This is a genomic window from Shouchella rhizosphaerae, from assembly GCF_900142675.1.
Lineage (GTDB): Bacteria > Bacillota > Bacilli > Bacillales > Bacillaceae_D > Shouchella > Shouchella rhizosphaerae.
In genome coordinates this window covers 1-12,644 of sequence record NZ_FRBS01000011.1, presented here as the reverse complement: position 1 = coordinate 12,644, position 12,644 = coordinate 1, and the positions used below count along the sequence as shown (strand labels likewise).

Sequence of the window (12,644 nt, the reverse complement as noted above, 5' to 3'; positions counted from 1 at the left end):
TCTCTTAAACGATTTATTCCGTTTCAACCCGTTTGTTTACGAATCGATAGGCAATGTCTACAAGCAAGTTAACAAGGACGAATAAAAGCGAAGCAACTAAAATGCCACCTTGCATGACAGGAAAGTCACGGTTGTTAATCGCGTCGTAAATTAGCCGGCCCATTCCGTTAATGGCAAACACGCTCTCGGCGAGAACGGCACCGCCAAGCAAGCTGCCAAAGCTCAAACCGACTACGGTAATAACTGGAATTAACGCGTTTTTTAAAGCATGTTGATAAATAACAATCCGCTCCCTAACCCCTTTGGCACGGGCCGTGCGAATATAGTCTTGGTTAATAACTTCTAGCATGCTGGAACGAGTCATCCGGGCAACAATCGCTGCCCCTGAAATGCCAAGCATAAATACAGGTAGCACAAGTTGCTCAAAGCTGCCCCACCCAGAAGGAGGAAACCAAGCTGTATCGATGAATTTTCCGATAAATGGAATGTTTCCTAATGCGAACCATTGGATCAGCACAAGGCCAAGCCAAAAGTTTGGCATGGACATCCCAAACAAAGCCAACACCATAATCGCAGAATCACGGAATGAACCACGCTTTGTGGCAGACAGGACACCTGCAATCAAGCCAAGAAAAATACTGAGAATCGTACTGTATATCGAAAGTTCGAGCGTTATGCCTATTCGCTGAAGAATTAAATCAGAAACAGGCTGTCCATTCCGTAAAGAATTCCCTAAATCGAATTGAACTAAGTTGGTCATATAACGAAAATATTGAACTGGATAAGGGTCATTTAGACCGAGTCGTTCATTAATGGCTTCGATTTGTTGAGGCGTAGCCGATTCGCCTGCAAGTACTTGAGCGGGGTCGCCAGGAATAAAATGCATTAATGAAAAAACAATTAATGTTACCCCGATGATAACAGGTATGAGCTGGAGCAATCTGCGGACTAAAAACTTAAACATAGGTGCACCTCTTTTCTATAAATTACTTTGTCTTTGGATCAAGCGCATCACGAAGCCCATCGCCGAACAGGTTAAAGGCGAGGACAAACAAGACAATTGCTAGTCCAGGGGCGTAGGTCATATGCGGAGCCTGGAACATGTATACTTTTCCGCTATTTAACATCGCACCCCATTCAGGGCTAGGAGGCGAAACGCCTAAACCAAGAAAAGAGAGGCCTGCGGCAGATAAAACACCAGTTGCAATCGATAAAGTCGATTGTACAATTAATGGCGACATTGTATTTGGTAATATATGCTTAAAAATAATGCGAGTATCGCTAGCACCCAGCGCTTTTACAGCATCGATATATTCTAATTTTTTGACAGATAGTGTTGAGCCTCTTGCAATCCGTGCAAATACTGGAAATGCGCTGATTGCTACCGCAAGAATAATGTTATTCAAGCCAGGCCCGAGTGTCGCAACGATTGCAAGTGCAAGGATAATGCTTGGAAATGCTAAAAGAATATCCATAATCCGCATAATAATCGCATCGAGCTTACCGCCATAGTAGCCAGAAATAATGCCAATAACGGTTCCAACCGTGCCGGCGATGGCGACGGAAACGAAACCAATACGAAACGTAATGCTTAAACCGTGTAAAATACGTGAGAACACATCACGGCCAAAATCATCGGTGCCGAACCAATGTTCAGTAGTAGGTCCTTGTAATTTAAGTGCAAAGTCTTGTTCATTAATGCCTTGTGGAGCAATCCAAGGACCGATGACGGCTAAGATTGCTAGAATAATAATCAGCGATCCGCCAAAGACGGCAGACTTGTTCGACAACAAACGACCTAAAAAAGCCTTCCAATTTCGCACCCAAGGCTTTTGTGCAACTTGGCCGATTGGCTGACTTGCAGTATCCTGAGACATATTCAACTTCCTTTCTTTTCAACTTATACGCATCATCTGATTATACAACACGTTTTAAAACGAAAACAATCTAAAATAGCAATCTTAATATAGTATTTTAGCGAATAATGTCGACATATGCAAAGGGAATTTTCGGATTTGAACACAGTTTTATGGAGATTTATCGAATCAGGGGTGAGTCACTATAAATCCAGTTGGCATCCTTGAGACCGATTATGAAACGAATGGGAACATACTTTCCGATCCACTCTTGTGAACCAAGAGTGGAAAATGGTCGCTATTATAATAGGAAAATAAAAGAAATGCGCTGAAGAAAGCAATAAAACATAGTATATTACCATTAAAATCAAGTAAATCAATATATTAGTATAAATAATTATGACTAAAGTCCCGATTAATGTGAATGTTTAAAGCAGGACATTGTTTATTTGTGTAAAATAGTATATAGTGAAATTTGTTTTACAGAAATTTAAGAGAACAAGGGGGATAAAAATAATGAATGTAAAAAAACCGTTATACGGTGTTATGGCTTTAACTGTAGCTGCTGGACTCGCTGCATGCTCCAGTGAACCAGATGAAAACACAAACACGGGCGGCGGAGAAGGCGCAGAAGAAAGCGGACAAGGCGGCGATCTTGTTGTAGCAATGAACTCTGACATTGTTGCCTTAGACCCGCACCAAGTCAATGACGTGCCATCTGGCCAAGTCCAAGGGCAAGTTTATGAAACATTAGTCGATTTTGACGAAAACATGGAACTACAACCAAGTCTGGCAACGGGTTATGAGTGGAATGACGAGGGAACAGCGTTGACGTTCAAATTGCAAGAAGGTGTTAAATTCCATGACGGCGCGGAATTCAATGCAGAAGCCGTTAAAAAGAATATTGAACGTATTACCGATGAAGCACTTGCCTCACCACGGGCGTTTTTATTTGAAGAGATTTCAGAAATTAACGTCATCAACGACTATGAAATTGAGTTCGTGACGGAAGAACCGTTTGCGCCACTCATTTATAGCTTTGCTCATAACGCTGGTTTTATGATTAGCCCTGACGTTATCGACGCTGACTATGAGGCGATGGAAAACGGCGAGCAACCTTCGACTGAAGTGAATGCAAACCCAGCAGGAACAGGTTATTTTAAATATGAAAGCGGCCAAATCGGTTCTTCTGAACTTGTCTTTAAGAAAAACGAAGAGTATTGGGGCGAGCCAGCAAAACTTGATTCTGTCACGTTCAAAACGGTTCCAGATGGCAACACGCGTTTAGCGGAACTGGAAACAGGAAGCTCTCATTTTATTGAACCGCTTGACGTGTCAGGTGTTGCTCAATTGCAAGCAACAGACGGCGCACATTTGTTAGAAACGGAAAGCATTTCTGCTTCTTACTTTGGCTTTAATACTGAGAAAGAGCCTTTTGATGATGTCCGCGTCCGCCAAGCAATTGCAATGGCGATTGATAAAAATGTAATTGCTAACGATATTTTAGACGGCTATGAACTTCCGGCAACAAGCCCAGTTTCTCCTGGCGTTATTGGCCATGATCCAAATGCAGAGCCGCTTTCTTATGATGTAGAAGCTGCGAAAGAATTGCTTGCAGAAGCAGGCTATGAAGATGGCTTTGAAGTAACACTTTCTACGAATGATACAGCGGCACGTGTTGATTTAGCGCAATACATCCAAAATCAACTAGCTGATCTGAACATTACGGTTGACATCAATATCCAAGAATGGGCAACATATTTGGATGCAACGGCAAACGGTGAACATGAAATGTTTATCCTTGGCTGGAGCTCAGCTACAGGAGATGCAGACTACGCGTTAGCGCCGCTCTTCCATTCTGATAGCATGGGTGAGCCAGGCAACCGTTCGTTCTACTCAAATCCTGATTTGGATGCGATTTTAGATGAAGCTGCCAAAGAAATAGATGAAGATAAGCGTAATGAGCTTTATGCTGAAGCACAAACAATCTTAAATGAAGAAGTGCCAGTTGTGTTTACAACAACGAAAAAATATTTGAATGGCGTCCGCGATGAAGTGAAAAACATTGCCGTTTCGCCTGCAGGCGACTTCTTGTTCCACGACACGTATATTGAGCAATAAAAATGAAGGGCTGCCAATGTTGGCAGCTTTCCAGCCTGTCGACAATGTATCGGTTTTTACCGAGACAGTCGACAGGCTTTTTTATATTTAAAAGGGGAGAAAAGGTGCAGGGTGATGAAGGACGTTGTCCAAATAGTTGGAAGATAAGCTTATGCAAATGGAAATGGTGTGGACTGATTAGCTGGTAACAGAGGATGAGGCTCGATGCGGCCTTTGACTTTGATTTCATGGAACTAGTCGAAGATCTTACTCAAAGGATTCGGCCGTTCGAGTGTCGGTCCTGGGGTGTTGATTAGAATAGTGTACATCTAATACATCTTTGGCATTTCTCCGATACACCATACGATCAAAGAAGTTAAAACCATTGTGCCTACCGTTGGTTATTTAAGTTGGCTTTGGGGGAATAGATTACACATTTTTCTACGTTTAGGGAAAATTATACGTGTTGATTCGGAATAGCGACGTGTTTGTATCAAATCTTTTATCACATTCAAATGCTATGGGACAAAGGATTTGTGTGCCAGAAATAGGTTCGATTCGACGCCGATTAAAGTAACGCTTACACAAAATGATCTAATAATCAAAATAGGCATATAATTAGATATAGCGCTTCATCTTCAAGTTTAATGACTGCCTACAGTGATCCTGCAAGACCTAATACTTATGGTAGGATCCTTTATCAAGGTCGAGCTGGTCGCACAACGCCTTTCCATACGTATCTAAACACTCATTTGAGCCAAATTCGCAATAATGCTAATGTTAGAGAGAGCGTGGCTTCTCATGAACTTGGTCACATGTTGGGGCTTGCTGATCGTACGAGTGGTAATTCAATAATGAATACAAATCGTAATCGCAGTACATTGATACAAGGTACTGCAACTGATATAGCTAACGTAAATAGAAGATAAATGAATAGGAGGACATAGAATGAATAAAAAATTTATAACTACTTTAGGATCAATTATATTAATTAGCACTTTAGTTGCTTGTAATGATTCAGAAGAAACGGTTTACCAGATGAATGACGATTCAGATGAATACATTCCGGGAAGCTTAGAAGAAATCATTCAAGACACCGAAGTTATTGTCAAAGGAAAGTTTACTGAATTTATAAAAACTGAAAATCTTATTCGCACGGCTGATGATCCTACTCAACCTGCTGATGAGTTGTATGCAGAGGGGCACTTTTATGACTTCGAGGTAACAGAGTCATTAAAAGGAGACGTTTCAGATACCATTCTAACTGCTATAGGTGTTTCCGACACAATTCCTATTCTAAGTGACAACGGAGAAGATTTGGGAGAAGTTGTAGTCGAAATGATTGATTACGAAGAAATTGATATGGATAAAGAGTATGTTTTGTTACTTCAAGACAGTAGTTATATTGAAGAAGGTCTTTATACAGGTGCTTGGAGCGCACATGTAATAGAGATTGAAGAAGATGGAAGCGTCGAATTCAATACTAAAAGAATGCAGGGACAACTGGATTCAGATTTAGAAGTTGAAACTGAAGGTGATGTTACGTTCATAAATCGAGTTACTGAACATAGAGATGATATATCTGTAGACGTTCATCAAGAGTATCAAGTATTTGACGACTATCTTGGAAATGCAGATATTGACAGTATTTCTGATTTAGAAGAGTTTATCTCAAACAATTAGTTGGCGTATCATAAAACAAAATAAACAAGACTAGAGTTCTCTAGTCTTGTTTATTTCTATGTAGTGTCCGCTAGTAACTTCATTCATCCATCTCATCAAATGTATCAATTTCAACGTCAGAACCAAATAACGAACGTAATTTAGATTTTGCACTATCAATTATTCCTACAATTTTTCTCGTGATAGACCTGTCACCTTCCAATTCAAATTCGTGAGTGTAACCTTGATCGTGCGTTTGTATCCATTTCATAACTATTTTCTCCCTTCCCAATCTCGCTTAATACGGCAGATTGTGTCTCTTGAAAGATCAGTGTCACGATGAATGTCCATGACTGACACACCTAAATTAAGCTTCTTTATTATTTCATCATAAATTATTTTGGCTTTCCCCGTTGCATTTGGATGATATTTGACCTTGCATGCCGAGTTATTTGATAACCATGCTAAATATAGGGAATATTGTAATAAACAATTTATCAATAGAATGTGAGTAAGCATTCATCACATGTCTAGAAGATTGTTTTTAGTTGTAAGTAAAAACATTTAGCTATTGACCAAGTCTCGGTAATATCGAGTAGTCTTGCTTATAATAAAAGATAGAAAAAAGTGTACAGGGTAAGCCTACCGTTGGTTTTAGATTCATTGTACTAATCTAAAAAGGCCGAAACAATGAAATGTAGACGATGTTTGTTACTACGATGAAACTTGAAAAAGCCACCAAGAGTTGGAGGAGGAACACTCCTCCACACTCAAAAACATTTAAATCTTTATGATCAACAAAACGCCTATGAGAATCATTTTCTGAAATTTTGTCTACAATCTAAGGAAAAACATTACAATCATTTTTGACTACAGGCTGTTTTTTTGGTTTCCCTGTACTTGTGTTTTACAAGGTTATCTGATATGATATTTCCTGTCAGTTAAACGGAGGAATACCCAAGTCTGGCTGAAGGGATCGGTCTTGAAAACCGACAGGCGGGTCACACCGCGCGGGGGTTCGAATCCCTCTTCCTCCGCCATATTCGCATATACACACGACCACTGGAGTGGCCGTGTTTTTCTTTATCATTATATAGTGATAACAAGGAATCGTTTAACACGATCAGGAGTGTGATGGTCATCGATGGATCAAGGAACACATGAAAAATGGATGAATGTGGCTTTAGAAGAGGCAGCAAAGGCAGAGGAAATCGGTGAAGTGCCGATTGGCGCAGTGATTATAAAAGAAGGCAAGCTCATCGCCTCTGCCTACAATTTGCGTGAGGCCAACCATTCAGCGCTCGCCCATGCGGAACTGTTGGCGATTGAACAGGCAAACAAAAAACTAGGCGCTTGGCGGCTGGAAGGCTGCACGCTATATGTCACCCTCGAACCATGCCCGATGTGTGCTGGCGCGATTGTGCAATCGCGTATTCAAACTGTTGTTTACGGAGCACGGGACCAAAAAGCTGGCTGTGCTGGCACATTGATGAATCTTTTACAAGAGGAGCGTTTTAACCATCGTTGTGAAGTGATTAGCGGCGTGCTGGAAGAAAGATGTGGAGAGAAGTTGTCGGCATTTTTCCGGAAACTGCGCGCTGACCAAAAAAGGAAAAAACAGGATTTGCAAGAAGGCCGTTAACGGTTGCATTTGTCTAGTCGATCTAGTATACTTGAACTTGCACCTTACCTTTAGGTGCTTACCTTTATTTACAATTTGCCGTGCTAGATGGGGAGGTAGCGGTGCCCTGTAACTCGCAATCCGCTATAGCGAGGTTGAATCCCTTTTTGAGGTTTCGGTGCTGCAAGGCCTGCCCTGAGTAAGTGGTGTTGACGTTTGGGTTCTGCGCAACGGAAACCCATGAACCCTGTCAGGTCCGGAAGGAAGCAGCAGTAAGTGGACCCTTCCGTGTGCCGCAGAGGTGCCTGGATCGAGCTAACTGCTCAGGTAACGCTTGTGGCGCTGTTATCGAGGAAAGGTGCACGGTATTTACTATATTTTTGTAGATGCGAGATAATGTGTGCCGCATAGCTTAAAAACGAAATGAATGAAACGACGTTCCATCGGTCAGTATTGCCTGGCTGAATGGGGCGTTTTTATTTTAGCCAAAGACTTTTCATACTTGGCAATATTATATAGAAACGAGCGGCAGTGACCTGCCGCCGCTCGATACAAGTTAGACTGGAAGAATGTTATCGATTACGCCATAGTCTTTTGCTTCCGCAGCGCTCATAAAGTAGTCACGTTCGCTGTCGGTGGCGATTTTGTCAGGCGTTTGTCCAGTCCTTTCCGCGATGAAGTGGTTAATTTCTTTGCGTTGTTTCAAAATCCGCTGTGCGTAAATGTCCATATCAGACGCTTGCCCTTTCATGCCGCCATGAGGTTGATGAATCATGACTTCTGCATGGGGCAAAGCGCAGCGTTTGCCTTTGGTCCCTCCTACTAGAAGAACAGCTGCAAATGAGGCGGCCATCCCGGTGCAAATCGTTTGGATATCTGGTTTGATGTAGAGCATCGTATCGAGGATGGCAAAGCCCGCAGAAACGGAGCCGCCAGGGCTGTTAATGTAAATGGAAATGTCTTTTTCAGGATCGGTAGAGGCAAGGAAAAGCAGTTGGGCTGTGACGCTGTTCGCAAGAGTGTCGGTAATTTCATCGCCGATAAAAATAATCCGGTCTTTCAAGAGACGAGAGTAAATGTCGTAACTCCGCTCCCCGTAATGGGTTTGTTCCATCACATATGGAATCGGTATGTTCATCAAAGTCGCTCCTTTTTACTTAAGCAGCCAGCGCCTGTGGTGCTGGCGTTTGCATTTTCATATCCTTGCTATACAAAACAGACGCTGGAACGGTCTCATTTACCAATTGCACAATCAATGCGGTATTTTCTTCAGTCAGTGCTTTTACAAGCAGTTGGACATGCAAAGCTTGCTCGTCTGCCAGTTGCCAGTCCTTCTCCAAATGTCCGCGCACATGTTTGGATACGTTTTGCCGTGCCCGAAACAGAGTGGCTTTCACAGATCCTAGTGACTGCTGGCACGCCTGGGCAATGTCTTTTAACGGCCATTTGTACACGTCTGCAAGCAAAAACATGCCTAGTTGCTTGACTGTCAGGCTTGATACAAGCGGTTTAAGCAAATAATCAATGTCTGAGCCGGCGTTAAACATGGCAGCACTTCCCTCAACCAAAGGTTTTTGCGAAGGCTGCCTTTTGGTTTTACGGCAGCGGTCGATAAATGTATGCTTGGCAATCGTAGTGAAATAAGCATTTGTGAGTCGAGTTAAGCCTGCTTTGTGCCAATGGGACCAAGCTTTGAGCCATGTGTCATGGTATAAATCTTCCGCTTCCCAGCGATTTTTTGTTAAAGCCAAACAGTGATTCTTTGTACTTTGGGCGTATTTATCCCAAGCCTTTTGAAAGTCAGCTGTGCGGTTGCTTGTCATCGAAGCACCTCCTTTCTTTTGCTTTCTATATAAATAAGAACGTTCTTGCGAGCAAAAAGGATACGGGCAAAACAAGTTTTTGTGGAGCGCTCTTTAAACCAGAAATAGAAAAGGCTATAATAATGATACCGAATGAAGAAGAAGGGGGGAGCCGATGAGCTATCAAGCCCTTTACCGTGTGTGGCGCCCACAGTTACTGGAAGATGTTGTTGGGCAATCACATATTACAAAAACACTTAAAAACGCACTTTTGCAACAAAAGCTTGCGCACGCCTACTTGTTTTCAGGCCCACGGGGGACGGGGAAAACGAGTGCAGCGAAAATTGTCGCCAAAGCGATCAACTGCAAACAAGCTCCAGTCGCAGAACCTTGTAATGAGTGCGATGCCTGTGTAGGAATTACGACTGGTTCGGTTGTCGATGTGATTGAAATTGACGCGGCTTCCAATAATGGCGTAGATGAAATACGTGATATACGCGACAAAGTGAAATTTGCGCCGAGCGAAGTTGCCTATAAAGTGTATATTATAGATGAAGTCCATATGCTTTCAACAGGGGCTTTTAATGCCCTTTTAAAAACATTAGAAGAACCGCCAGCTCATGTGATTTTTATTTTGGCAACGACGGAGCCCCACAAAATTCCGTTAACGATTCTTTCGCGGTGCCAACGCTTTGATTTTAAACCAATCTCAAATGAAGCGCTAATCAATCGGATGAAGTTCATACTTGACAGCAACCAACAGCCTTATGAAGAAGAGGCGATTGAGCTGATTGCCCGAGCAGCTGATGGAGGCGCCCGTGATGCCCTTAGTTTGCTTGATCAAGCCATTTCCTTTTCAGATGAAAAAGTCTCTACCGAAGATGTTTTAACAATTACCGGCGCTGTTTCCCGAGAAGCGCTGCATCAATTGGCAGCAGCGTTGGAAAAGCAAAATGCGCGCCTCGTCCTGGAAACCATTGACGAAACGCTCAAAGGCGGAAAAGACCCGAAAAGGCTTTTGGAAGATTTGCTGTTATACTATCGAGACTTGTTGTTGTATAAAACAGCGCCTGAAACAGCCGATTTGTTTGAAAGAGCTGTGCTTGATGATGCATTTGTTCAAGTGGCCGAATCTTATAGCAGGCCGTTTATTTATGCTGCCATTCAGAGCCTTTCGGAAAGCCAACAAGAAATGAAATGGGCGCTCCAGCCAAAGATCGTGCTTGAAATGGCTGTGATGAAATTGATGCAGCTTGCACCTGCTCAAGACACGGCGCAAGTGGGCAATGAAGAAATGCGCGCACTGCAAGAAAAAGTGAAGCGCCTTGAAGAGGAGCTTGCCTCAGTCAAACAGGGAAACACATTTGATAAAAGCGAGCCGGCGCCTGCCCAAAAGGAACGGCGGCGTGTGCAGCCAAGGGCGCCACAGCAAGGAAAGGCGACTCCTGCCGCTGCGCGTGAACTATTAGAAAACGCCAATAAAGCCGATTTGCAAGAGACGGTAAGCCAGTGGGGCACGATTATGGAGAAAATAAAAGGGGAGAGTGTGCCTGCCCATGCATGGCTAAGCGACTCTAAACCCGTTGCCGCTTCGGACACGAAGGTACTGTTAGCGTTTCAAAATGAAATGCATCGTGATATGATGGATACAAAGTTTCGAGGCGTTCTTTGCCAAGTGCTAAAGCAAACATTTGGCAATCGCCATGATTTTGTGACATTGCTGAACCAACAATGGCAGCAAATAAAGGCTGAATATATGAAAGACAAACAAACTGATCATCCGCAAGAAGCTGATCCGTTGATTGATGAGGCAGTTAAGCTAGTTGGCGAAGATTTGATTGAAATCATTGATTCCTAAAGGAGATGGATGGAAATGAAGAACATGGGTAATATGATGAAGCAAATGCAAAAAATGCAAAAACAAATGATGAAAGCACAAGAGGAGTTAAAAGAAAAAACTGTTGAAGCAACTGTCGGCGGCGGAATGGTGACTGTTATTGCTTCCGGGGACAAACGGATTTTGGAAGTGAACATTTCTGAAGATGTCGTTGACCCTGATGATGTTGAAATGCTACAAGATCTTATTATTGCCGCAACAAATGAAGCGCTGAAGAAAGTCGACGAATTGGTTGAACAAGACCTTGGGAAATTCACTAAAGGACTGAACATGCCAGGAATGTTCTAGGGGGCTAAGAGATTGCAATACCCGAGACCGATTGCAAAATTAATAGAAGGGTTCACGAGGCTCCCGGGAATTGGGCCAAAAACAGCAAGCCGCCTTGCCTTTCATGTCCTTGATATGAAGGAAGACGATGTGCTTGAGTTTGCGAAAGCCCTTGTCCATGCAAAACGGGATTTAACTTACTGCTCTCAATGCCATAACATCACAGATACGGATCCATGCCAAATTTGTGAAGATAAGCATAGAGACCGTACAACGATTTGTGTTGTCCAAGAATCACGAGATTTAATTGCAATGGAGAAAATGCGGGAATACACCGGGCTTTACCATGTTTTACACGGGGCGATTTCGCCGATGGATGGAATCGGGCCAGAAGATATTAAAATCGCGGAACTGATCAAACGTTTGCAGGATGACGAGAGCGTAAAAGAAGTCATTGTTGCCACCAATCCAACCATTGAAGGAGAGGCAACGGCGATGTATATTTCACGCTTAATTAAACCTACTGGCATTAAAGTGACGCGCCTAGCCCATGGTTTGCCTGTCGGTGGCGATTTGGAATATGCTGATGAAGTAACGCTTTCTAAAGCAATTGAAGGTAGACGCGAATTGTAAGGTGGCATCTTGATGTTAGGTTTTCGAAAAAAAGGCGTTCTTCGTAAAGAAGAAGAAGCAATGTTGTACGAAATGTTGGAACGCCAAAAAGAATCGATCGATTATCAAAAGAAGCTGTTAGCGCATAGTGTAGACCCTTCTGAAGAATTAGTGAATCAAGTGAAACGAGCCGAGGCGCTTTATTCCCTCCTTCTACGGGAAGCGCGAGTCCGCCATAGGCGAAAACAAAAAGGATCCTGATTTAGGGTCTTTTTTTGTTGTGTCGATCATACAGTAAAGCAAGACGAGCTCTCTTTGAGGTGATAGGATGGAATCTTGGCTTATATTGTCCATATTAGGTGGTATTGTCGTTTTGCTCTTGATTATAGGAGCGCCAGTAAAGCCATTGCGAGTAGCTGGACAAATCGGCGTCCGGTTGATTATCGCCACACTGTTGTTGTTCTTGCTAAACTCATTTGCAACCGCAACGGGTTTGTTTATTCCTATTAATGCCATTACAGCAACGACTGTCGCGCTACTTGGTTTGCCAGGGATGCTTTTGCTTGTAGCTGTGCAACAACTCATTCTTTGAAACCGCGGAAAAAATGATTCTATCTTTTTCCAGCGGTTTTTTTGTTATTTCTTATTGCATTCCTCATTTAATCCATGTTATATTACTTCTTGCGCCACAAAAGAACAGTAGTTTTAAAGTTTTTTTGAAAAAGATATTGACTTTATTGGCGGAAACATGATATATTAATTGAGTCGCCAAGAGAGAACGGCGACAAACGAGTCCTTTGAAAACTGAACAAAAGCCAAGCGTAAAA

At 42.7% G+C, this 12,644-nt stretch carries 13 protein-coding genes, 1 tRNA gene and 1 other RNA gene; 10 read left to right on the top strand and 5 right to left on the bottom strand.

Going from position 1 to position 12,644, the window contains the following annotated elements:
* Positions 1-13 precede the first annotated feature (13 nt).
* A complete protein-coding gene (locus BUC05_RS20815; RefSeq protein ID WP_011244895.1) occupies positions 14-964 on the bottom strand; it encodes an ABC transporter permease in 951 nt (316 codons plus the stop codon).
* A gap of 22 nt (positions 965-986) precedes the next feature.
* Positions 987-1,877 carry an ABC transporter permease gene (locus tag BUC05_RS20810; RefSeq protein ID WP_011244896.1) on the bottom strand — a complete coding sequence of 297 codons (891 nt, stop codon included), beginning with the start codon at positions 1,875-1,877 and terminating at the stop codon, positions 987-989.
* A 495-nt stretch (positions 1,878-2,372) separates the two neighbouring features.
* Here BUC05_RS20810 and BUC05_RS20805 point away from each other — a divergent pair, with 495 nt between their 5' ends.
* Together BUC05_RS20805 and BUC05_RS20800 are read left to right on the top strand one after the other, a co-directional pair.
* Positions 2,373-3,977 carry a glutathione ABC transporter substrate-binding protein gene (locus tag BUC05_RS20805; RefSeq protein WP_073305911.1) on the top strand — a complete coding sequence of 535 codons (1,605 nt, stop codon included), beginning with the start codon at positions 2,373-2,375 and terminating at the stop codon, positions 3,975-3,977.
* A gap of 927 nt (positions 3,978-4,904) precedes the next feature.
* A complete protein-coding gene (locus BUC05_RS20800) occupies positions 4,905-5,639 on the top strand; it encodes a hypothetical protein (protein WP_073305909.1) in 735 nt (244 codons plus the stop codon).
* Between the two features lie 79 nt (positions 5,640-5,718).
* On the opposite strand, the gene BUC05_RS21585 is transcribed toward BUC05_RS20800, so the two are convergent.
* Positions 5,719-5,889, bottom strand: coding sequence for a hypothetical protein (locus tag BUC05_RS21585; protein ID WP_167369594.1), 171 nt, complete (start codon positions 5,887-5,889; stop codon positions 5,719-5,721).
* Positions 5,890-6,565: 676 nt separating this feature from the next.
* Between BUC05_RS21585 and BUC05_RS20795 the strand changes: the two genes are divergently transcribed.
* The 3 genes from BUC05_RS20795 to ffs all read left to right on the top strand — a co-directional run bounded on the left by BUC05_RS20795 (position 6,566) and on the right by ffs (position 7,605).
* A tRNA-Ser gene (locus tag BUC05_RS20795) sits at positions 6,566-6,658 on the top strand.
* Positions 6,659-6,762: 104 nt separating this feature from the next.
* Positions 6,763-7,260, top strand: coding sequence for a tRNA adenosine(34) deaminase TadA (gene tadA / locus BUC05_RS20790; RefSeq protein ID WP_035202587.1), 498 nt, complete (start codon positions 6,763-6,765; stop codon positions 7,258-7,260).
* A gap of 78 nt (positions 7,261-7,338) precedes the next feature.
* Positions 7,339-7,605, top strand: an RNA gene (gene ffs / locus BUC05_RS20785) — signal recognition particle sRNA large type.
* Between the two features lie 190 nt (positions 7,606-7,795).
* On the opposite strand, the gene BUC05_RS20780 is transcribed toward ffs, so the two are convergent.
* Positions 7,796-8,377, bottom strand: coding sequence for an ATP-dependent Clp protease proteolytic subunit (locus tag BUC05_RS20780; RefSeq protein WP_073305907.1), 582 nt, complete (start codon positions 8,375-8,377; stop codon positions 7,796-7,798).
* Between the two features lie 19 nt (positions 8,378-8,396).
* Positions 8,397-9,062, bottom strand: coding sequence for an RNA polymerase sigma factor (locus BUC05_RS20775; protein ID WP_073305905.1), 666 nt, complete (start codon positions 9,060-9,062; stop codon positions 8,397-8,399).
* 154 nt (positions 9,063-9,216) lie between these two features.
* Here BUC05_RS20775 and dnaX point away from each other — a divergent pair, with 154 nt between their 5' ends.
* The 5 genes from dnaX to BUC05_RS20750 all read left to right on the top strand — a co-directional run bounded on the left by dnaX (position 9,217) and on the right by BUC05_RS20750 (position 12,409).
* Complete coding sequence (dnaX, locus tag BUC05_RS20770; RefSeq protein WP_073305903.1) at positions 9,217-10,899, top strand: DNA polymerase III subunit gamma/tau; 1,683 nt, start codon at positions 9,217-9,219, stop codon at positions 10,897-10,899.
* A 9-nt stretch (positions 10,900-10,908) separates the two neighbouring features.
* Positions 10,909-11,226 carry a YbaB/EbfC family nucleoid-associated protein gene (locus BUC05_RS20765; protein ID WP_011244902.1) on the top strand — a complete coding sequence of 106 codons (318 nt, stop codon included), beginning with the start codon at positions 10,909-10,911 and terminating at the stop codon, positions 11,224-11,226.
* Between the two features lie 12 nt (positions 11,227-11,238).
* A complete protein-coding gene (recR, locus tag BUC05_RS20760; protein ID WP_011244903.1) occupies positions 11,239-11,838 on the top strand; it encodes a recombination mediator RecR in 600 nt (199 codons plus the stop codon).
* A gap of 12 nt (positions 11,839-11,850) precedes the next feature.
* Positions 11,851-12,078, top strand: coding sequence for a YaaL family protein (locus BUC05_RS20755; RefSeq protein ID WP_011244904.1), 228 nt, complete (start codon positions 11,851-11,853; stop codon positions 12,076-12,078).
* Between the two features lie 67 nt (positions 12,079-12,145).
* On the top strand, positions 12,146-12,409 hold the full coding sequence (locus BUC05_RS20750; protein ID WP_011244905.1) for a pro-sigmaK processing inhibitor BofA family protein: 264 nt from the start codon (positions 12,146-12,148) through the stop codon (positions 12,407-12,409).
* The last annotated feature ends 235 nt before the right edge of the window (positions 12,410-12,644 follow it).

Coding starts and splice junctions, on each gene's coding strand:
- BUC05_RS20815 (WP_011244895.1), bottom strand. CDS start 964: ATGTTTAAGTTTTTAGTCCGCAGATTGCTCCAGCTCATACCTGTTATC.
- BUC05_RS20810 (WP_011244896.1), bottom strand. CDS start 1,877: ATGTCTCAGGATACTGCAAGTCAGCCAATCGGCCAAGTTGCACAAAAG.
- BUC05_RS20805 (WP_073305911.1), top strand. CDS start 2,373: ATGAATGTAAAAAAACCGTTATACGGTGTTATGGCTTTAACTGTAGCT.
- BUC05_RS20800 (WP_073305909.1), top strand. CDS start 4,905: ATGAATAAAAAATTTATAACTACTTTAGGATCAATTATATTAATTAGC.
- BUC05_RS21585 (WP_167369594.1), bottom strand. CDS start 5,889: ATGAAATGGATACAAACGCACGATCAAGGTTACACTCACGAATTTGAA.
- tadA (WP_035202587.1), top strand. CDS start 6,763: ATGGATCAAGGAACACATGAAAAATGGATGAATGTGGCTTTAGAAGAG.
- BUC05_RS20780 (WP_073305907.1), bottom strand. CDS start 8,377: ATGAACATACCGATTCCATATGTGATGGAACAAACCCATTACGGGGAG.
- BUC05_RS20775 (WP_073305905.1), bottom strand. CDS start 9,062: ATGACAAGCAACCGCACAGCTGACTTTCAAAAGGCTTGGGATAAATAC.
- dnaX (WP_073305903.1), top strand. CDS start 9,217: ATGAGCTATCAAGCCCTTTACCGTGTGTGGCGCCCACAGTTACTGGAA.
- BUC05_RS20765 (WP_011244902.1), top strand. CDS start 10,909: ATGGAAATGAAGAACATGGGTAATATGATGAAGCAAATGCAAAAAATG.
- BUC05_RS20755 (WP_011244904.1), top strand. CDS start 11,851: ATGTTAGGTTTTCGAAAAAAAGGCGTTCTTCGTAAAGAAGAAGAAGCA.
- BUC05_RS20750 (WP_011244905.1), top strand. CDS start 12,146: ATGGAATCTTGGCTTATATTGTCCATATTAGGTGGTATTGTCGTTTTG.